General features: G+C 58.5%; 10 protein-coding genes. 5 read left to right on the top strand and 5 right to left on the bottom strand.

What is annotated here, in order from left to right; genetic code table 11:
• Positions 1-11: 11 nt before the first annotated feature.
• Positions 12-1799: an extracellular solute-binding protein gene (locus tag K1X75_15745; GenBank protein MBX7059516.1), complete on the bottom strand. Its 1788-nt coding sequence runs from the start codon at positions 1797-1799 to the stop codon at positions 12-14.
• Positions 1800-1919: 120 nt separating this feature from the next.
• Here K1X75_15745 and K1X75_15740 point away from each other — a divergent pair, with 120 nt between their 5' ends.
• The 5 genes from K1X75_15740 (at position 1920) to K1X75_15720 (ending at position 10102) form a co-directional block, all read left to right on the top strand.
• Complete coding sequence (locus K1X75_15740; GenBank protein MBX7059515.1) at positions 1920-3914, top strand: hypothetical protein; 1995 nt, start codon at positions 1920-1922, stop codon at positions 3912-3914.
• Complete coding sequence (locus K1X75_15735) at positions 3911-4912, top strand: ABC transporter permease (protein MBX7059514.1); 1002 nt, start codon at positions 3911-3913, stop codon at positions 4910-4912. Before K1X75_15740 ends, K1X75_15735 begins: the two co-directional genes overlap by 4 nt.
• Positions 4909-5949 carry an ABC transporter permease gene (locus K1X75_15730; protein MBX7059513.1) on the top strand — a complete coding sequence of 347 codons (1041 nt, stop codon included), beginning with the start codon at positions 4909-4911 and terminating at the stop codon, positions 5947-5949. The genes K1X75_15735 and K1X75_15730 overlap by 4 nt, the downstream gene beginning before the upstream one ends.
• Before the next feature lie 72 nt (positions 5950-6021).
• Positions 6022-8028, top strand: coding sequence for a KUP/HAK/KT family potassium transporter (locus K1X75_15725; GenBank protein ID MBX7059512.1), 2007 nt, complete (start codon positions 6022-6024; stop codon positions 8026-8028).
• Positions 8029-8122: 94 nt separating this feature from the next.
• A complete protein-coding gene (locus K1X75_15720; protein ID MBX7059511.1) occupies positions 8123-10102 on the top strand; it encodes a KUP/HAK/KT family potassium transporter in 1980 nt (659 codons plus the stop codon).
• Here K1X75_15720 and K1X75_15715 read toward each other — a convergent pair.
• Genes K1X75_15715 through K1X75_15700 form a run of 4 tightly spaced genes read right to left on the bottom strand, consistent with a single transcriptional unit; the run spans position 10054 to position 21841 of the window.
• Positions 10054-10770, bottom strand: a complete 717-nt coding sequence (locus tag K1X75_15715; protein MBX7059510.1) for a response regulator transcription factor — start codon at positions 10768-10770, stop codon at positions 10054-10056. The two genes, K1X75_15720 and K1X75_15715, sit on opposite strands and share 49 nt — an antisense overlap.
• On the bottom strand, positions 10757-13381 hold the full coding sequence (locus K1X75_15710) for a DUF4118 domain-containing protein (protein MBX7059509.1): 2625 nt from the start codon (positions 13379-13381) through the stop codon (positions 10757-10759). The genes K1X75_15715 and K1X75_15710 overlap by 14 nt, the downstream gene beginning before the upstream one ends.
• 13 nt (positions 13382-13394) lie before the next feature.
• Positions 13395-15668, bottom strand: a complete 2274-nt coding sequence (locus tag K1X75_15705) for a transglycosylase domain-containing protein (protein MBX7059508.1) — start codon at positions 15666-15668, stop codon at positions 13395-13397.
• Positions 15669-15715: 47 nt separating this feature from the next.
• Positions 15716-21841, bottom strand: a complete 6126-nt coding sequence (locus tag K1X75_15700) for a hypothetical protein (protein MBX7059507.1) — start codon at positions 21839-21841, stop codon at positions 15716-15718.
• Between the last annotated feature and the right edge of the window lie 17 nt (positions 21842-21858).

The raw sequence follows: 21858 nt of genomic DNA, 5'->3' as shown, positions 1-21858 counted from the left end.
CGCCTGGAATCTCAGGGCCCGTTGTAGTGAATTTCAGACGGCAGCGACGGCAGCGCCTGGTTGCTCTGCTGCGCTCGATCCAGGGCCGCAGCGCGATCTCGATCGAACCACCAGTATACAATCGCTGCGTTCTCGCGCGCGTACTTGCCAAAGGGATTGGCCGGCATCCCAAAGCGATTCCAGTAGAGCACGCGATCCCGATCGGACTGCCACAGCAGAATGTAAGGCTGCAATTCCAGAAGCCTTTGATCCAGACGCTTCAAGATTTCATTGCGCCGTCCAAGATTTTCTTCGCCGCGCAGGTCTTCGAGAAACCGATCCACCTGCGCATCCTCGACGCCAGGCAGGTTGTAAGAGGCCTCCTGGTGCGCAAAAGTAGAAAGAAACAATGGTTCCGGATCTTTTAAACGCCCGCTGCCGGTGTTGATCCAGTAGAGATCAAATTGAAATGCATCGGTACGCTTTGTTACTTCGGCCTTGGAGAGCTGTTCAATGGAGGCCTGAATGCCGGCGCGTTTGAGATCTTCTACAAAGACGTTGAGGTGACGTTGATCGGCGGAGTCGGTCAAGAAACTGACCGACAGGGCCTGGCCCTCGCGCGTACGGATGCCGCCCGGTCCCACGCGCCAGCCTGCCTCATCCAGCAATCGGCGGGCCAGTTCCGGATCGTAAGTCGCGGACGGCGCAGCGGGATTCACGTTGCCGGGATAGAGATCCGGAAAGTAGGAATTCAACAGGACATACTGATCGAACATCAGCTTTTCATTGAGCTGCGCACGATTGAGCAGCAGCGTCAGGGCGCGTCGAACGCGGACGTCCTGGAACTTCTCGCGGCGCATATTGATGGCAATGCCCTGGAAGCCAAGCGGCATGCGATTGTAAACAGTCTGCCGGACGACCCAGTTATTTCGAATCTGGTCGAAATCGGTCTGCTGTACCCAGATCGACGCAGTGTAGACAGCGTAGAGATCGTAGTCGCCCTTTTTGAATGCCTCGAGGGCCGCATTGCGGTCTTCCATAAAGCGATAACGGATATAGTCAAAATTGAACTTGTTCTGATTGTAGCGCCGATTGCGCGCCCACCAGTCGGCGCGGCGCTCCAGCAGCGCATAGCGATTGCGACGCACTTCGCGCAAGCGGTAGGGTCCATTGACAACGGGAAATTCGAAATTGATGCTGTTAAAATCCTGACCCTCCCAGACATGCTTGGGGAAAGCGACAAAGGACGCAGCGTCCCAGAAGGCTTTCCAGTAGCGTTCCCTGGCGCGAATGCGCACGCTACGCTCCGAAAGAATCTCCGGCCTTTCGAAGCGATCTACAATCGAGCGCGCAACCACCGTTAGATTCTTCGGATTCATGATCGTGTCGTAGTAGAACTGGACGTCCTCGGCGGTGACGGGCTTGCCATCGCTCCAAACTGCAGCCGGATCGATTTCAAAAATGAAACTGCGGCCATCTGCTTCCGCACGCCATGAACTGGCCAGATCTGGAACTGGTCGATCCTCGACGCTGTGCATATCCGCCAGCTGATGAAACAGTAAGGCGTTGATCTCGGCGGATGTGGACCAGTTGTCCAACCAGCTATTCAATGATTTTGGAAAGGGGCCGCCCCAGGTGCGATATTCGCCGCCCTTTTGCGCACCGGCTGCTGCGACTGGATCAAACTGACCGCCGCCCTGCAGCGGCAGCGGCTGATCGACTATCGCCGGCAGCTGAGCGCCGCCATTGTCCCCGCAGCCGGACAGGATCGCCAGCGCAGCGAATATGCCAGTTATCATCGAAGCGGGAAGTTTCATCATGAGCGGGAACAATCCTGGAAAGGGGTGACGCAGACGACGGACTCTGCAATAGACGACCCATCGGCGGCCTGGCATTGCAGCGCAAGGAGATTTGCACTGGCTGTCGGTATCGGAGGGGAAGTGTACGGGAGCGGCCAAACCAGCAAAAGCGTGCGGATTTCCGGTCGGCTCTCTGGCTTTGCCATTCTGCTATTGCCATGTCTTGCGTTGTTCTTTGCCGCGTGTAACAATCATCCCTTTGGCAATTTTGCACCGGGCAAGAGCCTTTATACAAGCATGGAAGAGAATCCGGCAACCCTTGATCCGGCGCGGGTGACGGATATCGATTCATTCTACATTGCTTCGCAAATCTATGACACGCCCTATGAGTTTCACTACCTGAAACGCCCGTTGCAGATGATCCCCTCCATGGCCACAGCGCTCCCTGAGCGCCAACGCCTCCTGCGCAATGGACGACAGTACTGGACGCTTGCCTTTGAATTGAAGCCAGGCCTTCGCTTTCAGGATGATCCCTGTTTTGCGGGAGGCGTCGGCCGCTCGGTACAAATCGACGATCTGATTTTCGCAATCAAGCGCGCCGCCGACGATCGACTGGCCCCTTTTGGCAAGGCGCTGCTTCAGAGTCGCTTGCTTGGCTTTGATCAGTTCAGCGCCGAGCTCAATCGTGCTGCTGAAAGCGGAGATCCGGCGGCAATAATTCGGGCCTACGCCGCGCCGATCTCCGGAATTGAACGCTTTGGTCAGCGCGGCATACGCCTGCTCTTTTCTGACTCTCCGGCCGAAGCCATTTACTTCTTTGCCAACGTAAGCGGAGCGCCGGTCGCGGAGGAATGTGTACTCTATTATGACGGCCAGCGTCGACCTCCCTTTGCACGGCATCCCGTCGGCGCCGGGCCCTTTCAACTCGCCGAATGGCGCGATCAGCAATATATCTTGCTGCGTCGCAATGAAAACTATCGGCAGGACGACTTATATCCCGCCAGCGGCGAGCCGCAGGATGCCCAAGCGGGACTGCTGCAACACGCCGGACAGCGCCTGCCAATTCTGGACAGCGTCCACATCGCAATTATCAAACGCGGTCCGCCCAAATGGATACTCTTTGGCCAGGGCTATCTTGATCTCTACCGCAATAAGCTTGACTTACAAGAGCGATTGTTGATGACTCCCCAGCTGCTGGAACAGTACCGTACGCGCGGCGTCCAACGCTTTGATCAGGTTGAGTTTGCCACTTTTGGCTGGCAGTACAACCTCCAGCATCCTCTCTTTCAAAATAACGTAGCCCTGCGACGGGCGCTATCCTTGTTGATTGATCGCAACGATTTGATTCGTCGCTTCTACTATCAGCGCGCGCAGCCCGCGGCCAGCATCCTGCCGCCGGGTATGGAAGGCTACCGCGCCGATCATCAGAATCCCTGGGCGCAGCGTAATCTTGAGGAGGCGCAAAGACTGCTGCGCCAGGCAGGCTATCCAGACGGAAGGGATCCAGGCTCTGGAAGTGCGCTGGAGATACCCTACTTCGATCGGGCGGCGCAAGGCCGCGCACCTGTCTACGCTTACTATGCCGCCCGCTTTGCCGAAGCGGGCGTTCGATTGCGCATTGAACAGCTCGATTTTCCATCGCTGATACAGAAATGGAACCAGCGCGACTTTGTAATGATGCACTGGGCGTGGGGCGCAGACTATCCCGATCCGCAAAATTTCCTGCAGCTGTTCTATTCGCCAAACCGCAGCAACACCTACAATTCTACGCAGTACGCCAATCCCGCCTACGATCGCAAATATGAACTGGTTCGCGCACTTCCGCCTGGACCTGAGCGCGAGCGACATATCGAAGCAATGCTGACCATGCTTGAAAACGACATGCCCGTGGCGGTACTGATCCATCGCGCCAGTCACCAGTATGTGCAGCCCTGGACGGCGCCGGTCAAGCCAAGCCCTCTGGAGTTTCGCGAAATGAAATACTGGGATCTCGATGCGGCGCGCCGTGCGGCCCTGACCGACGAATGGAATCGTCCCGGGTACAGCGCCTGGCTCAGCCTATCTGCAATCGCCGGCGCGTTGTTGCTGCTCTTATGGTATTCGCTGCATAGTTTTCGCCGCCACGCAGGAAAATGATGAAGGCCTATCTATTTCGACGCGCTCTGCAATTCATTCCCGTTTGGCTGGGCGTCATACTATTGACCTTTCTATTGTTTCATGTAAACGACCCTCTGTCCATTGCTGCTGTCCAGATGCCGCAAGCGCCCCAGGAACGACTGCAACAATGGGTTCGCAATCATAACTATCATTTGCCGATTTTCTTGAACCTGCCGGCTGACGCGGATTCGCTGCGGCCCGATGGACGGAAACACCCGGAATTCGCTGGCATGGGATTGTTCCACTCGCAATTGGGGCTGCACCTGAAAGCTCTGCTGCGCCTTGACTTCGGGATTGATCGCAGCGGCGCTCCGGTACTGGCATCGCTGGGCCAGCGATTGAGCGCCACGCTCTCCATCATGGGACCGGCCCTGGCTATCTCCATTGTAATCAGCCTGCTGCTGGCCCTGTTGCAGGCATACCTGTACGCAACGCCCTTCGATCGAATTGTATCGCTGGCAAGTATCGTAATGCTCAGTATTGCACTGCCGCTGTTTATTCTGGCCACAACCTACCTCTTTGCGTCGACGATGAAACTGGCGCCGGTCTACAATCACATCGCAGCGCCAATTCTGACCGCCGTCCTGGCGACGCTGGGCGCAAATTTGCGCTTCTATCGTACAGCCTTCCTGGAGCAGACTCGTGCCGTATTCTTGCGAGCGGCGCGAGCGCGCGGCATTTCCGAATCCCGACTGCTCTTTGTTCACGTGTTACGGGCCGCCGCGCCGCCGATCATAACCCAAATCTCGCTCATGCTTCCGTTTCTGGTCGCCGGCTCCCTGCTCATTGAACAATTCTTTGGCATCGCCGGCGTTGGCGATATGATGTATTCGGCCCTGGCCGGCCAGGACCTGCCGGTTATCCAGGCGCTGGTCTACCTCGGCGGCGCCGCCGGCGCTCTGGCCGCGCTGGCAGCAGACATTGCCTATGCCGTCGCGGACCCTCGCATTCGGCCTGGACAGGATCAGCAGTCATGAACGAGGCTGATCTGATGCGCTGGCTTGGCAACGCCGCGTGGATAGCTGGCGCCGCGACCCTGCTTGCGCTGATTTGTTTCGCAGTGCGCAATCCAGACGGTATTCTGCGACGCATATTGCAACAACGCGGCGCGGGGCTTGCCGTCGCATTGCTCAGCTTCTATTCGCTTACAGCCTGGATCGACCAGATTCGGTTTACTGATAGTTCACAAGTATTTGATTTCAGTTTGTTGGACCTGGCGTTTCGGTCGATGCCGCCGGAGGCCGGCTACAGCGCACCGCTGCAAACCGAATTGGCCGGCGCCAGTGCAGATCTGAGCGAGGATCGCCTCCTGCATTCGCGGCATCTGCTGGGAACGGACAGCAATGGCGTGGATACGCTCTATCTGACCCTGAAGGGCGCCGGGCTTGCGTGGAAGCTGATTCTTGGCTCTCTGGCTATCAGCGCGCCCCTGGGCCTCGCTCTCGGATTGATCTCCGGTTATCGCGGCGGTTGGATCGATGATCTCATTCAATGGCTGTACAATGTTGTGGCCAGCGTTCCGTGGCTGCTGTTGACCCTGGCTTTCCTGGTCGTTTTTGGCCGCTCCTTGTTCTGGCTGTGCGTCGCCTTTGGACTGAGCGGATGGGTGGAACTTGCGCGCATTACACGCGGCGAGACTCTGCGCTTGCGCGAACTGGCCTTTGTAAGGGCGGCGCACGCCGCCGGGGCTTCGCATGGACGTATTCTTTTCAGGCACATACTGCCTAACCTGGCGCCCACTCTGACGATCCAGTTGGCGCTGCAGGCTTCCGCTCTTACCCTTGCTGAAAGTGCGCTGACTTTTATCGGTATTGGCGCCCAGCCAGGCGCCTCCTCCTGGGGACTGATGCTCAGCGACGCTCAGATCGAACTCAGTCGCTCGCCGCCAATCTGGTGGGTTTTTGCCAGCGCATCGCTGCTGGGCATTTTGCCGGCGGCTCTTGCCTGGAACCTGCTGGGCGAGGCGCTGCGCAGCGCTCTCGACCCGGAACGCGCGCCCACGCTGCGGGACTGAAAAGGGCTTGCGAGCATGTTGCTGGCGACGACACTGCCAGCTCTTATCCAATTGTAGTAAGCGCAGCAATTCATGACCGCTGAGAGCAAAGCTGGCAAATACAAAGCGTTTGAGGGACAGGGCCACGAGGACAACGGCAAGCCACCTTCCCTGCTATCTGACATTCGGTTGATCTTTTCAACCATTCTTACCGACCCCGGCAGCTCGCTGGCCTACGGCGCCGATTCCGTGATCGCCGTTACTGTCGTCTTGATGGTACATGACTATCGACTCGGCGCCGTTGCAACTTTGCTGGCGGCCGGCGTCATCCTGAGCGTTTATCTGCTGGCAGTTCTGGTTTACAACCGAATGACGCGACAGCACGTCCATCCGATCCTTGGCGGCGGCGCCTTTGTTTCGGCAACATTGACGGCGCACAAAATTCGACATCATCCGCGGCTCAAGAAGGCGCTGCACTTGCTGGGTATGGGCGGCACGGCCAGCTTGCTTTCCGATTTTCCAGCGACGCAGGCGCTCAGTGTGATTGCTGGAGTCGAAGCCCTCTATTTTATTCCGGTGGAGTCGCGGCTGCGTTGGGCGCTTGGCTTTGTCATTTTTCTGTCGGTCATTCAACGCTACGGACTGGCGAATCTGGCCCGTTACATGATCTGGCCAGTGCTGGCTTTCTACGGCCTCAATCTTATTATTCAGGTGACCGGTCTGGTCTTGATTTTTACCAATGGCTGGCAGCCGCCCGAGCTGCTCAATGTTCACAGCGAAAACGCCAGCTTCTGGCCGCTGGCTCTATCGGCGATTGCTAACGGCGCCACGCTCGTTACCGGGGTTGAAGTTGGCTACTCCTCCGTGAACTTCCCCTTTCACAAAGGTCGAGCCATCCGCGTTGCAATGTGGATTCTCTATTTGATCGTTCTGTTCACATATGGAATGCAGATGATCAATTTTCTCGGTCTGGGAACAACCTATGACGCCTTGCATCATCGCCCAGTCCCAATCGAGATTGCCCGCACTGTCGGTGGGATCATTTTTCCAGAACGCATCGAATTGATGGGCTACATATTTTCCGGGATGGATTTGCTGGCCACGCCCTTTGGATTCATTACCACTTTGATGTTGCTACTGGCGGCGCAGACCGCCCAGTCCGATTTCCCCCTGGAAATACTGCGAGCATCGCGTTCGCGATTTTTTCCGCGCGGCGTCGGCGATACGGCGTGGCGCAGAACGCGTCCGGCGCCCGTCATTGGCGGGCATGAAGGCGTCTACAATCCGCGTGCAACCATGTTGCTGGGCGCACTAAGCCTGGTGATCATATACTTTTTTCCATCCAGCCATAAGATTGAGAGCATGTATGGACTGGCGGTTATCACCGCAGTATCGATCGATATGCTTGCCTATATGATTCGGCAGATCCGCGCGCGCCGCGTCTGGTTCTTGACCATTCCGGGCTTCATCGCCATGGTGTTGATGCTGATTAACATTCTATATAACAAGTTCTTGGTCGGCGCCTGGTTCGTCGTGCTGCTGATGGCGCTGTATATGATCGTCTTTCTGGCCTCTGAAGCAATTTACGATCTCTGGCAGGAGAAACTCAATCTGGCGCCGCTGGAGCTAGCCCTCTGGTATCCGGCCTTCCAGGGCAAGGAAGTTGATCGTAAAAATATGGTGTTGGTCTCTAACTTTCATCCAGGCGTAATCCATTTTCTTAAGAACTATTCGCGCAGTTCTCACATGCCGTTGGTAGTTCACTTTCAGACCGACCTGGATGAGGCTGTTCCGCAGGATGCCCCGCCCTGGTTTCAGAATGTGCGCGTCAATCCTGGAGTCGATACGATTTCGGCAATTACTCGCTTTGTTCGTCGAACGAAGCCGGAGCGAGTTCATTTGATACCATTGATGGTTACGGGAATTGATCCGGTTCGCTATCTGTATTTCGGCAATAGTATCGAGCGGCTCAAGAATGCGCTCTCCTATCATGTGGATTTGCAAGTAGAGTACAATCGCGAACGCGTAAAGATCAGCGGCCGGGAGATTATTCTGCACATTTTTCCCAGCCTGAGCCGCTTTTTCCCGGCGGCAGATTAAGACGATCTTAAGCTCTTTTGGCTGTCCAACATCCGCATCGATCTTGTCGCAGCGAGATCGCCCTCGATTGTGAAACTGGCTCATGGCCAGCACAATGGACAAGCATTCCCCTCGCGATGGCAACAGTCTCACACCGCCGTCGCTGGCATCTGACATTCGATTGATTTTCGCCACCATCCTGACCGATCCCGGCAGTTCGCTGGCCTATGGCGCAGATTCTGTTCTGGCCATAACTGTGACTCTGATGGTTGCGTCGCCCAGGGCCGGTATCGCCGCGACAGCTGTCGCCGCCGGCGTCATTCTAGCAGTCTATCTGCTGGCCGTGCTGACCTTCAATCAGATGACGCGCAAACACGTTCATCCCGTGCTGGGCGGCGGGGCATTTGTTTCGGCAACAATCACGGCCCATAAGGTTCGCCGTCATCCGCGACTCAAGAAAATTCTCCATCTATTGGGCCTGGGCGGCACAGCGAGTCTGCTGGCGGATTTTCCCGCCACCCAGGCGATCAGCGTCATTGCTGGAGTGGAAGCGCTCTATTTCATTCCGCGCGAGCAAAGATTGCAATGGGCGCTTGGCTTCGTGCTGCTGCTGTCATTCGTACAGAGATACGGGCTGAGCAATCTGGCGCGCTACATGATCTGGCCCGTGGTCCTATTCTATGCCAGCAACCTTTTGATACAAGTCTGCGGTCTGGGAATCATTTTGAGCGATGGCTGGAAGGATGTAGAAATTCGAAATGTTGAGGCTACAAGCGCTGGATTTTGGCCAGCGCTGCTGGGCGCCATTGCCAATGGCGCAACGCTGGTCACCGGCGTAGAAGTTGGATATTCATCGGTCAATTTCCCGTACCACAAGGGCAAAGCGATCCGCATCTCGATGTGGATGCTCTATGCACTTGTTCTGGTTACATATAGTTTACAGATTGTAAACTTTCTTGGATTAGGGGCCGTCTACGATTTGGCTGACTATCGCCCGGCGCCTATTGAAATCGCCCGCGCCGTAGGCGCGAGGCTGGCGCCCGAAGCGATTCCGCTGTTTGGCGAGGTCCTCAGCGGCGCAGACCTGATAGCAACGCCCTTCGGCATGATTACGACCATCATGCTCTTGCTGGCGGCCCAGACGGCGCAGTCCGATTTTCCTCTGGAAATCCTGCGCGCCGCTCGTTCGCGCTTTTTCCCGCGGGCCATTGGCGATACTGCCTGGCGGAAAACCCGCCCCGCGCCGGTTATTGGAGGACATGAGGGCGTCCACAATCCGCAGGCCACTCTGATGCTTGGAGCGCTGAGCCTGGCAATTCTCTACATTTTTCCGGGCAGCCATGAAATTGAAGGTATGTACGGTCTGGCTGTGGTTAGCGCCGTGGCGATCGATGTTTTTGCATTTCTAGTGCGACAGTTTCGGGCGCGAAAATATTCTCCCCTGACCATCGCCTCGTTTGTGGCGATGAGCGCCATGATGATTAACATACTCTACAACAAATTCTTTCACGGGGCCTGGTTTGTCGTTCTGCTGATGAGCGCGTATTTTTTGATCTTCCTCATTTCGGAAGCCATCTATCGACTCTGGCAGGAAAAGCTGGATCTAACCCCCTTGCAACTTGCGTTGTGGTATCCGGCGTTTCAGAACAAGCCCATCGACCGAGGCAATGTCTTGCTGGTGTCTAACATTCATCCAGGGGTCATCCATTTTCTAAAGACTTATGCGCGCGGCGGCAGCATGCCTCTCGTTGTACATTTCAACACGGACCCGGAGGAGGAACCTATTGCTGACGCGCCCGCCTGGTTCCAGAGCATCCGGGCGCCTGCTGGCATGGACACCATTACTGCTATCACCCGATATGTTCGACGCACGCGGCCCACGCGCGTTCATCTGATCCCCCTGCTTGTGGAAGGCGTCGACCCGGTGCGCAATCTGTACTTCGGAAATAGTATCGAACGCTTAAAGAACGCCATATCAGTCTATGCCGATCTTCAAGTAGAGTACAATCGCGAGCGTGTCTCAATCAGCGGACGAGAAATACTGATTCAGATACTCCCCTTTGCTCGCCGCTGGTTTGTCGCCGAAAGTCGATAGCCCTTGCCAGGCAGCGTTTCCAATGCCACGCCGCAGCCCTCTGGCGGGCCCATTTTCTTGCGCAATTGATTGATATGTACACGTAAAGCATTTAGTTCGTTGTATCCTCCTTCCCAGATCGATTCAAGAATTCGCTCGCGAGTAATCGCCTGTCCCGCATGCTCCAGAAAGAGCAAAAGCAGTGCGCACTCGGTCGGCGTAAGGTGCACTGCACTCTGACCGACATGCAGGGTGCGCGTCATCGAATCAAGGCCTAAAGCGCCCAATCGCAAGACGTCGCGAGGCGTAGCCGCACGTCCGTGACGCAGCGCTACGCGAATGCGAGCCAGCAATTCTCCTATACTGAAAGGTTTGGTCAAATAGTCATCGGCGCCCGCATCCAGCAAACGGATCTTATCCGCTTCCCCGGCCGAGGCCGAGATCACTATGACCGGTATTTGGCCGCGCAATCGAAGCTGCTCGAGGGCCAGCGCTCCCGAAAAGTCAGGAAGCTCAAGATCCAGCAAGATGAGATCCGGCGGCGTCGCAAGCGCTCCCTGCAGCGCCTCATTGGCCGTGGCCGCCTCGACAACAGCAAAGCCATGACCCTCCAGGCTGAGCCGCAGCATGCGGCGAATGGAGCGGTCATCATCGGCCACGAGAATCCGCGCTTGCTCAGAGGTTGACACTCGGGGCTCCGCGAGGGATTTCCAGATCAAAGCTCAGGCCGCCCAGACTATTTCGCTGAACGCTGAGCGCGCCATGATGCAACTCCACAATACCCTTGCTAAGCGCAAGACCCAGACCGGTTCCGCCCGCGGTCGACCCCGAGGAGCGATAGAACTTCTCAAAAAGTCGCGAGAGGTCTTGCTCCTCGGGAGCTGGCCCACAGTCTGAAATTCGAAAACGCACTGACTCGGCGGCGCCGCGCACAATCTGGATCACAATGGGCCCGGCGGAATACTTGATTGCGTTGTCGATAATCAGGCTGAGGGCCTGCACGACCAATGCGGCATCCGCGCACAGTGATACCGGCGCCGGCAGCGGCTCGAGACGCAGACGCGCTGCGGCATCAGCCCTCATAATCGACTGACAGGCTTCGTGAACCAGCTCTCCGGCATCGACCCAATCGCGCCGCAGCTCCATATGCCCGCTTTCCAGCCGACTCATATCCAGCAGCTGTGCGACAAGGCCCTGAAGTCTGCTGGCGCCATCGGCAATACTCTCCACCAATCCCCGACGCAACGTCGACTGCTCCGCCAGTGATTCATCGCTCAGAGCGCTTGCCGCGCCTACGATGGTTGTCAACGGCGTACGCAATTCATGGGAAAGCGAATTCATGATCACCTGAAAGAGACGCTCCGATTCTTCCATCAGCTGCAACCGTCGCTGCATGTCGCCGGCTCGAGCGCGCGTCAGGGCGAGGGCGGTCTGCTCCGCCATGCTGCGCAGCAAATTGGATCGAATCAATTCGGGCCGTTCGGTAATTTGCAACGAGACTACGCCAACCGGTCCCTCAGGAGTCAGAAGCGGCCAGCAAGCATAGAGCGCATCGCTCAAGGTGTTGCTGAAGCGGCCTGCAACTCGACCGTTTCGTAAACACCACTGCTGAACAGCTTCGAGAGCAGGATCTTCGGAAGGCAAACCAGCAGCGGCCAATTCCCTCAAGACGCCATCCGCCGCCGCCGAAATGCGCACCGGCGCACCGGTAGCGCTGGCGAATTGCTCTGCCGCAGCCTGACAGACCTGTTGCAGATTGCCAGATCGCGATAGAGCGCTGGACAATTCAAAAAGCGCATGCAGTACTGCTTCGCGTCGTTCAAGATTGTTCTTGCTACGTCGCAATCTGCTGGTCAGTATGCTGCTGCCCGTTGCCACAGTTACATAGGTCAGCAGCATCAGCGCGTCCTCGATTCTAGAGATCCATAAAGTAAACCGGGGCGGAATAAATAGCAAATTCCAAAGCAACGCCGAGCTCGCCGCGGCAAATAGAGTTGGCCCGCGTCCCAGCAGGACTCCCAGCGCACTCACCATCGAAAGATACAGAATTGAGGGCGCCCAGTAGGGAGCGACTCGACTCAAGAAGAGACTGGCCGCCGTGCAAACTGACAGCGCCGCCAGCGCGCCTGCGTAACGTCGCCAGCCAATCCGGGCGCCGGAAAAGTGCGGCAGCAGTCGGCGTATCTCAGATTCTCGATCGGGCGCCAGATGCAAATCCACGCCTGGCGCCAGTTCCATCAAACGTTCGGCAAGCGACGGACGCCTCAGAAGTCTGTCCCATAGCGATCGACGAGCGCTTTGCCCAAGAACAATCTGGGATATTCCGTGTTGCTGCGCAATCTTAGCGATGCTTTCGGCAAGATCGCCGGCTGCCTGCAATAGGACCGCGCCCATATTGCTGGCCAATTCCAGATTGCGGGCAACGTTCCGCTGTTCAACCTCGCTCAAGTTTCTTCCGGTATCGACGTGCAGGGCAAAATGCTCCGCACGTTCATCGGCGGCCAGTCTTCGGCTGAGGCGCAACAGTCTTGCCGAATATGGATGAGCGCCAATGGCGACAAGGATTCGCTCACGCACTCGAACAGCGGCGCCGTTTTCCGGCACGCTCAGGCGAAGTTCCCAATTTACGCGACGGCCGACAATTGCCAGCGCACGCTCTCGCAGTAGTAGATAGGCGCTTCGATCCAGGACTCCCGCGCTTGCCGCCGGCGACGACACTGCCCCGGAACGAACGCCGAAGAACTGTTCAGGGCTGCGATCAATCAGCACCAGCTCGCTGGCTTGATCCAGAAATGCGTCCGGAAGACGCGGCCCCTCTTGAAGAGCATTGGCCAACTGCGAAGCGACCGCCTCGCTTTCCAGTTGGTCAACATAGGCGGTCGTCAGCACATCGATGCCTCGATCCAGCAATTCCAGAATTTCCAGATAGCGCCGCGCGTGTCTTGCGCCTGGAGCGTTGATCTGCGCCGCTTGATCCATGACCGCCAGCGCCGGACGACGGGACAATAGCTCATCGAGCTCATACTGTTGTTCGCTGAAGGGCGCCTTGCTCTCCATTGAAAACGCGTGGCTCAGCTGCTGCAGGTCCCTGCCGCTGATCTCCGCCAATCGACCCAGTGCAACGTCAACGCCGCGTTGGTGTTCTTGAATGGCCGCGACGATCAGGGCTTCTGTAGCAGCGACGCCGGCGCAGGGTCCCAGAAATACCTTCAGTTTTCCGCGAGACCGCTTCGATGCGGCGGAGTCGGTCAGATCTGGATCAGCTGGCCGCCGCGGACCGCCGGATGGAACCAAATTCATGGCGCTTTCTTGTTCAATGAACCTCAAACTCTACGGCGTCGACCACTTCTCCACTGCGCCGCAACTCAACGCGATGCCGGCCGCGCTGCAGCGAGCTTGGAAAGAGGCGCCGTGAGCCTACCGTTCGGGCCGCCTGGCCTTTCACTTGCAGCAAGTACTGCCGCTCTGGACCGGAAATACGAATCTGAATCGGCACTGCCTGCGCTGCCGCCGGCATGTGCGGGTCGAGATAAAAAACTTCCTCGGGCAACGGCGCAACTATGCGATCCAGGGCGCCTGCGGAACCGATCGCTTCGCTGTCGTCCGGCGCCCCGCCATTCATCGTCGCGCTCTCTGATCCATGGTCCGTGCAGGGCGGCGGCAACGGCTCGCCCGGCGGAACTCGCTCGGCCTGAACGGGACAACGCGGGCCGGCCAAGCGGCCACTTTGACGGCAAACATTCAGGACCCGCCAGTTGCCCGGAATTGTGAATCGATCACTCTGTCCGCCATTCATATATACTACGTATCGCATGGCCTGCTGCGCGATGCGCGCCGCACCGCTGGCGCCAGAGACGCCGTCCATCGGTCCGCCTTCAATGCGTCCTACCCACGCGCCGACGACAAAGCGGGGAGTATAAACAATCGCCCAGGAATCAAAGTAATCCTTGCTGGTCCCTGTTTTTGCCGCCGCGTCAAAGGGAAAATCTAGAAAACTACGCGCTCCAAAACTGCGCCGACGTTCCTCAGCATCAGATAGAATATCCGTGATGCGAATTGCGGTGGATTCACGAAAGAGGCGCAGACTTCGACCGACTTGCAATGAATGGCCGCGTCGGTCGCGACCAAGGTCCAGGATTGGCAGCCGACCGCCGTTGATGAAGGCGCCATAGGCGCGACAGAGCTCCAGCAGCGAAGCGCCGGCAACGCCCAGCGCAAGGCCCGGACCAATGTCTCTGGCGGCCTCTTGCGGCATTTCGAAGCCGGCCTGGCGCAAAGAGTCAAAAAGTTGCTCCTCTCCCAGTTGGCGCGCCAGACTGACGGCTGGAATATTGCGCGACGCAGCCAGAGCCTGGCGCGCCGGAATGCGGCCCCAGTAGCGCAGATCATAGTTGCGGGCGCGGTAACCCTCGCCCGGTCGACTGCCCGCCAGCGTAACGTCGGAATCATCAACAATCGTATAGGGCCGCAGATCCAGGCGTTCCATTGCCAGGGCATAGACAAATGGCTTCAGAGCGCTGCCTGCTACGCGATGCGCTAGCGCTCCATTCACCTGCCCGCCGCGCCGATTGCCAAAGTTGCGTGAGCCAACCAGCGCACGCAAGGCCATGCTTGCATCTTCTCCTGGCAGTCGCTCCAGAACGATCAGGGCGCCGTCCAATTCGTCGCCGCCGCGCAGGCTGGCAAATTCGCGATTCAGGATTTGGCTGAGGCTCTGATTCCATTCCGCATATATATTTGTATCGACTCTACCATTTAGCCCTGAAAACTTTTCAGAGAGCCAGACGCTGAAATGCGGCGCGGCGGCCTGTCGCTGCGGCCGCGAGGGCGCGGCGCCTGCTCGGAGCGCCTGCCGGACGGCCTCTTCAATATCCCTGCGATCCAGGCTGGCATGCATGCTTTGATTGAGTTGCCAGGCGCGCTCCGTAAGCAACTCCGGTTGCGTCTGATTCCGCCGCAACAGGCAGATCAATACCAGCGTTTCCGCCTTGCTCAGATAGGCTATATCCCGGCCAAAAGACTCTCGCGCCGCCGCCGCAAAGCCCTGTCGATTGCGCGCCAGCGGCGCGAGATTCAGATAGGCTTCAAGGATTTGTGCTTTAGAATAGTGAAGTTCCAGCCGCAAAGCAAACAGGGCCTCCAGCGGCTTACGCGCCAGCGCGGAGCGCGGCAGCCGCAGCCCTGGCGCCATTCGCGCCAGTTGCTGACTGAGTGTGGAGGCGCCGGAAACGACGCGGCCGGCGCGGAGATTAGTAAGTAGAGCGCGACCGAGGGCCACGGGATCCACTCCCGGGTGCCAGTAGAAGCGTCGGTCCTCGGCGACCAGCAAGGCCCTTTTCAAAAATAGCGGATAGGATGCAAGTGTGCGCCACTCCTGATAGGCCCCGCTATCCTCGGCCCGAAACTCCTCCAGCAGCGCGCCATCCGCGGCGTAGAGCTGCAGTCCGCCGCCCGTCGCCAGCGGGTCGCTGAAGAAGGGCAGGAAAAGGAAGAGCGCCGGCGGCAGGCAGACCAGAAGTGCGGCCAGCCACGGCTGCCACGAGGCCGAAAACGTCAGCCAAATCCTGGCCAGCGTTTTCAATGGCATGCAGCTGCTCATGGCAACAATCGATGGAATAAATCAAACATTTTACATTACTCAACGGTTCGCTGGCCTCCCTCGGTTCGGCCAAAGACTTCCGGCTCATACATCAGCCAGGCCCGCGCAGCCGGCGCGGCTGCTACCCCGCGTACCGTAGCGCGCGCCAGATAGAAGAACTCATGAACCCCTGCGGAAAGATAGCTGGCGGTGTAGACAATTCGATCATCGCGCAACTCCTGGACAGGGCTGGCGTCCTCCCACCACCACTCCGAACCGCTGCGCGCTGGTTGCAGAAATCGACTGTAAGCCTGCGACTCCGTGCTGAAGCTGCTGTTGACCGCTTCCATATTGGCTGGCAATGGGTCGCTCAACGCAAAATTGTAAGCCGGACGCGGCAGTGTTACCAGCAAACGACCGAGTATCATGGCCCCGCGCCGGATGCCGGCGGACGGCCCAAGCGGACGACCGCGACGAACATCGCTGCCAGCCGCCTCGGACAGGGGAATCCATTCGCGGCGGAGCTCAATTCCTTCATCGCGCGCCTCAACGCGAGCAAGAGCTGGAATATAGCGAAGAATTGCCGAATAATAGAGAAGCGATCCAGTCCCATCGCGTTCAATGCGCAAAGGCAGATTTTGATTGGCAGGAGATCCCGAAAGCAGCTGGGCTAGCGGAATCCTGCGGGTCACGGGCGCCAGTCGATCGGGTTGCATTTGTTCAGCGATCAAGCGACGATCGGCAAGCAAGATGCGCGCTGCATAGGCGGCGCCGTCGCCGCGCTCGTAGCGCTTGTGGTAAAGTCCCAGGGCATAGGCCAGCTGCGCCGTGGAATGACTGTCGCGCCACCAGGTTGCGCTACGGCGATCCATGATATGGCGCACCATCGACGGAATTAGCGGATGGCGACTTTCCAGCTCCATGAACACCCGCAGCGCAAGCGCCAGCGTAGCGCCGCTTGCATAGTAGGTTCGCGAATAGGCGCCGTTGTTCTCCTCGCGGAAGGCAACGCGTTGCGTGCTGATCTCCATGCGATTCTTTAGATAGGCATAAAGACGGGCCACGTCGGCATCGGCGGCGGGCTGCCGCAAATTTCGCGATCGAATCAAAGTCAGAATAAGATAAGAGCGCGCGCGCAGGCTGAGGTCCGCTTCGCTCTCCAGCAACACGCGTTCAAGATCCTGCCGCGCTCGCCCGCCATTGGCCATTACAAAAGCAATCAAACTGTAGCACTCCAGGATGTAGCGCCGATCATCGGCCGGCGGGCTGCGCAGATAACCGCCCAGATAGTTCATCGCCCGATCATAAGCGGCGCCATCGATCGGGCGGTTCTGCTCGCGCGCGACCTGCAGCGCAAAGACTGTCCAGGCGCTCAGGTACGGATCGGAGCGTCCGCCCTCCGACCAGGCGCGAAAGCCGCCATCCTGGTTCTGGAAGCTGCCCAGCGATTTGAGAAAGTACTGCTCGGCATTGTCGAAATCGTAACTGCGCGCCTGCACGCTGCTTTCCCGGAACTCTTTAAGCAAATTTCCAGCGGTAATTGCCAGCAGATAGCCAGAAGCGCGCTGTTCCAGACAGAAATAGGGATTGAGGCGGAAGTACTCAAAGCCCGAATCCAGACCCTGCAGGGCGCTGGTGGACAGACGCAGCTCCAGTTCGCCAAGCCCGCCAAGCAGCGAAGCCGGGTCCGGAAGTCGCGCCGCTTCTTCGGCGCGGTCGCTATCCAGTGCGCCGGACAATGCAAAGGCCTCCGCCGGCGGCTCCTCGCGAACTGGAAAGCGAATGCGCACTGCGTCGCTGACGCGCCCGGCGGCATAGCCGGCGGCGCCAAAGGCCGCAACATCGACTGGCGCCGCCCGAATCACGCCGCTAACCTCGGCCGCCTGGAAGCCGCCTTCCGCTGCATTGACTTGCAAACGAAGCTGCGCCAGCTTTTGCTCCCGCAAGGCCGCGTAACGCGCTGCATTCAATCGCACTCGGAAGCTGGCCTCGCGCGATTCGCCAGCGGGAACGGCAATGCGCTGCGAGGCAACGCCGGTCGTCGGGCTGAGCAAGGCTGCATCCAGAGACACCTGAAACTCGCCAGATACATTGGAATCGTTGGCGATCAGCGCGCCAACTTCTACCTCGTCGCCCGGGCGCAAGATGCGCGGCGCAATCGGCTGCAGCACAATAGGCTGCCTGGTTTCAAATTCCTGCTCGGCGCTGTTGAATTGTCCGGCTTTGCCGGCCAGCGCCATCACCCGAAAGGTAGTCAGGTTGTCTGGCAGTTCGACGCTCAGCCGAACGACGCCCTGATCGTCAGCGGTCAATGTCGGCGACCAGTGCGCTGTGTTCTTGAATATGCGACGTACGCCGTCGGCATCGTCGCCGTCATAACCGCCCCCCGCTTGCTGGTTGAGAGCTGTATCCAGCCCCTTGCCGCCCGGGCTCGATCCTTTGTTGGAGTAACTCAACTGTCGAATGAGCGATCGTCGATTTTCCAGGATTGTAACGCCCAGCGGCCAGCTATTGTAGAATATCTGCAAGGGATCGGCATAGTGGTAGTCGATCAGATCCAGGACGGCGCGATCGGCTACTGCCACCGATACCTCAGCGCCAGGGGCGGTGTGGATTGTTATGCTGACTCGTTCGCGGGGTGCGTAACGCTGCCGGTCCAGTTCGATGCGCAGCGGCAGTCGCTTGTGTCCGGCGTCGACATCAAGCCTAAGATAGCCCATCTTGATTTGTGGCCGGCCCAAATCGTCATCCGCTCCGCGCTGCTGGTCGGCGGAGACTCCGACCCGCGGCGTCAAGAGCATCACGCCGACGTAGACTGACGGCGCGTACTCTGCCTTAATTGGAATTTCAATCGGCGCGCCGTTGCCGACGATCTCCACGGTACGCTGCCAGAGCACTCCCTCGCGTTCCAGACTGATAACAGCCCGCGCACGTTCGAAGGGCGATTGCACCAGAATGCGCGCCGTGTCGCCGGGCTTGAGCGCCGTGCGCTCCGCAGAAAGCTGGACGCGGTCGTCATCGGCAAAATCCCAGCCAAAAAATCCGGCGCCCAGAACGTAGAAGTCAATGGCGCCGTATACGGCGCCGCCGCTTTCACGCACCAGCAAGGTATAGGCGCCGGCCCTTTCTGGAACCGGGGCCAGCGCGCCCTCGCCGCCCAGCGTACTCAAGTTGCCGCTGGCAGCAATCTCATGTACCAGAGTATTGCGACGCTGGATGGAGTCTCCGGCGCCCTGCGATTGAATCGTCTTCCACTCGTTGCGCACCAGCATCCACTGCAGGCTATGGGCGCGTTGATCACGACGACCGCTGTGCTCAGCCGTCATCACCCGAAAGTTCATTGGCTTGCCAGCCTCGCCAAAAAACTGATCATGCTGCAATCCGATCAGAAAATCGCCCGGATAGGCCATGGCCGAAGCGCGACGGGCCACGGTCTTGTCGTCGCGATCGGTAACGCGCGCTTCGACGCTCAAAGTATATACAGGCGCCAGGCCGCTTACGCCGTCGGGGAGTCCGCCTGCAGTATCGCCGCGCAGCACAGCGCCGGCGCCTAATTCGACTTCCAGCACGCCGGCGGCATTCAACGCTCCTTCTCCAGAGGCGGCATAGATCTCTTCCGCCGGGTATTCATCAGAAAGATAACGTCCGTCGCCAAAGGAATAGCCAGGCGCCTCTGGAAAACTGAGCGAGCGACGACTGCGGTATACGGTATAAGCCGCGCGGGCGCCGCTCATCGGCGCGCCAAACAGATAGCGACCTTGAACTTGAAACTTCAACGGATCGCTGTGCCTGATATCATGTAGCTCCTTCAACTCGACCTGAAAAGACACGGCGCGAAACTCTTCCACCTGAAAAGTGGCGCTCACCTCATTGCGGCCCTGGCTTTGAGCGTAGTTCCAGCCCAGCTCGCGGCGAAGTCCGCCTTCGCCATTTTCGTCGCTCAATTCGGCGGCATCAGGAAACGCTTTCAGCGAGAAGGTCGCCGTGTAGTGGCCAAGAGGCGCATCGCCGTCGGTCTTGAAGCCCCCGGAAACGCCGCCCTGCGCCGTTGCATCAAGATCTTGATCATAGATCGTTTTTCCATCAGGAGCGCTGATCAGGACGTGTACTTTGCCGATGAGGTTGGCGCCGGTATTCAGTTGCCCGTCGCGACGAAGAGCCAGCATGGCTTTGAAGAAAACCTCTTCGCCCGGTCGATAAAGACGTCGATCAAAGACAACCTGTCCAAGCAATTCAGCGCGCGGCGCAATCAGATCATAGTTCGGGGCCAGTCCGGACATGTATACGGCCTGGTGACGACCGCTGACAAAGGCGCGGTCGCCGCTTTCGCCAGCGCCCAGTTGTGCAACGAATACCGGGTGCGCGGGCAAGTCGCTGTGACGCAGGGCGCAGTGACCGTCGGCCGCTGTCGTACACTCTGCCAGGCGACGCTGGCCATCATAAGCGGCAACGCGCACTCCGGCGCGCATGGCGCCGCTGCTCAACGAATCGACCCAGACATGCGAGCCGCTAAAGCTGGTTTTGACGGTGAGGCCCAGGTCCGTCGATTGAATCAGCTGACGGACGCTGCGCCTCGATCGCTCGCCGTCGGAAGACTCAACATCCGCAAAAATATCGGCCAGCACCCAACCGCGATGCTGCGCGTCCAGCATTGGTCGCAGATCAAGGCCGGCGCGTCCAAAACGATTGGCCGCGACGCCTGTCGCCCATCGCGATTCGCGAGCGCCGCCAGGATTCAGTGCGCTGAGACTGCGCTCCGCCCCGCCAAAGTAGCGCAACAAAGCATCCAGACCAACGCTGGCCAGAGAGCTCTGCATCTCGGGTATGCCGCTGACATCTACCGGCGTGCGCTGCTGTTTGGCGCTTTCAACTGTGAACGCGCCCTCTTCTGCATCAAAAGCGCGGCGAATGCGCGGAAAGCGAATCGTGAACTGGCGCTGACCCTGCAAACGATTGCCGCTGGAATCTCGTAAATCGGCCGGCAGCGTGATCGTATACTCAGTTTCCGGCAATACATTCCAATTCTTAAGAGTCAGCGCTGTGTCTTCGCCATCGAAGCGATTCAATCGATTGACCGGCGGCTGAAAACGTACGCCGGCTGCCGCGCGCTCCAGATCCACAGGATTGTTGAACTGCAAACGAATGTCCCAGGCATCTTGAAAATAGCGCTCCGATTGCACCAGCTCGGCTTGCAGCGGGCCATAAGTATGGTACTGCAAATGACTTGCTTCGACCAGGCCCTGCCCGCCGCGTTCAGAACTCAGCGCTTTGCGGAAATCGAGCAGGACCTCTGTATCTCGCGGCAACCGCTGGCGGGGAATGATGACTACGGCGCGATGGTGATCTTGCAGCTCGCTCTCCGGAACTTCGCCGGCCGCCTGTGGCTGTTCGCTATTGTAGAGCGCAGTGAAGGCGACCGGTCGTCCGCCGGCGCGCATTGTAAGCATTTCTCGAACCGTGGCCAGAGAAACCGGATAATTGAAATTTGCAGTAAATTTCTGCTCATAGCCGATGCGAGCGCCGGACTGCGGCCAGAGGTACTGCAGCTCGAGGGGCGGCGTTTGAAATGCGAAATCGTAGTTGTTTCGTAAAAGTTTACCGTTGAGGGCCTTCGTCCCTGCGCGCACGCGAATTTGATAGCGACCGCCCGGTCGAAACTGCTCGGTCGGAACAAAAGCGCAGACGCGACTGCCGTACCAGCGAAATTTCCCTGCCGGGCGCGGCGTCATCTCGAAACAAGGCTGAGCCTCATTCTCCAGCGCCGCCAGCGGGACCATCGGATCGCTGAAGACTACAACCACTTCCTTTTTCAAATCGCCGACGCTGATAGCGCCGGCAGGCGTGGCTTGAACGATGCCAAGCTCATTGGCGCCAAACTGGGGCGACGGCGGCGCATTGCGCGCGTCGGGACGGTAGACCTCGCCAAAAGCGGAGCGCGCATAGAAAAATACTAGAAGCAGAATGCCCGCCAGCAGCGTTCCGCCAGCAGCAATGATCCCGACGCGAAGCGGCCGTCGCTCCAGCAGCGGACGTAAACGATCGCGCCACGGACCGGTTTTCAGCCGGAGCCCTTGAACTGCGTTGCCCAATTTTTGCAAGACCTGGCGGCGCCAGACAGAGAACGCTCCCCGGGCCTTGCCCTTCGCCCCGGATTCATTCGATTGATTGGAAGCATTGTTCATGGCGTCCTCCTGGCGTT

The organism is Leptospirales bacterium (assembly GCA_019694655.1).
Lineage (GTDB): Bacteria > Spirochaetota > Leptospiria > Leptospirales > Leptonemataceae > SSF53.
The sequence above is the reverse complement of the archived record's forward strand: the minus strand, read 5'-3'. Positions and strand labels throughout refer to the sequence as shown.

What these genes read in the sequence shown, in the direction of transcription:
- K1X75_15745 (MBX7059516.1), bottom strand. Translation starts at nt 1,799, where the DNA reads ATGATGAAACTTCCCGCTTCGATGATAACTGGCATATTCGCTGCGCTG.
- K1X75_15735 (MBX7059514.1), top strand. Translation starts at nt 3,911, where the DNA reads ATGATGAAGGCCTATCTATTTCGACGCGCTCTGCAATTCATTCCCGTT.
- K1X75_15730 (MBX7059513.1), top strand. Translation starts at nt 4,909, where the DNA reads ATGAACGAGGCTGATCTGATGCGCTGGCTTGGCAACGCCGCGTGGATA.
- K1X75_15725 (MBX7059512.1), top strand. Translation starts at nt 6,022, where the DNA reads ATGACCGCTGAGAGCAAAGCTGGCAAATACAAAGCGTTTGAGGGACAG.
- K1X75_15720 (MBX7059511.1), top strand. Translation starts at nt 8,123, where the DNA reads ATGGACAAGCATTCCCCTCGCGATGGCAACAGTCTCACACCGCCGTCG.
- K1X75_15710 (MBX7059509.1), bottom strand. Translation starts at nt 13,381, where the DNA reads ATGAATTTGGTTCCATCCGGCGGTCCGCGGCGGCCAGCTGATCCAGAT.
- K1X75_15705 (MBX7059508.1), bottom strand. Translation starts at nt 15,668, where the DNA reads ATGCCATTGAAAACGCTGGCCAGGATTTGGCTGACGTTTTCGGCCTCG.
- K1X75_15700 (MBX7059507.1), bottom strand. Translation starts at nt 21,841, where the DNA reads ATGAACAATGCTTCCAATCAATCGAATGAATCCGGGGCGAAGGGCAAG.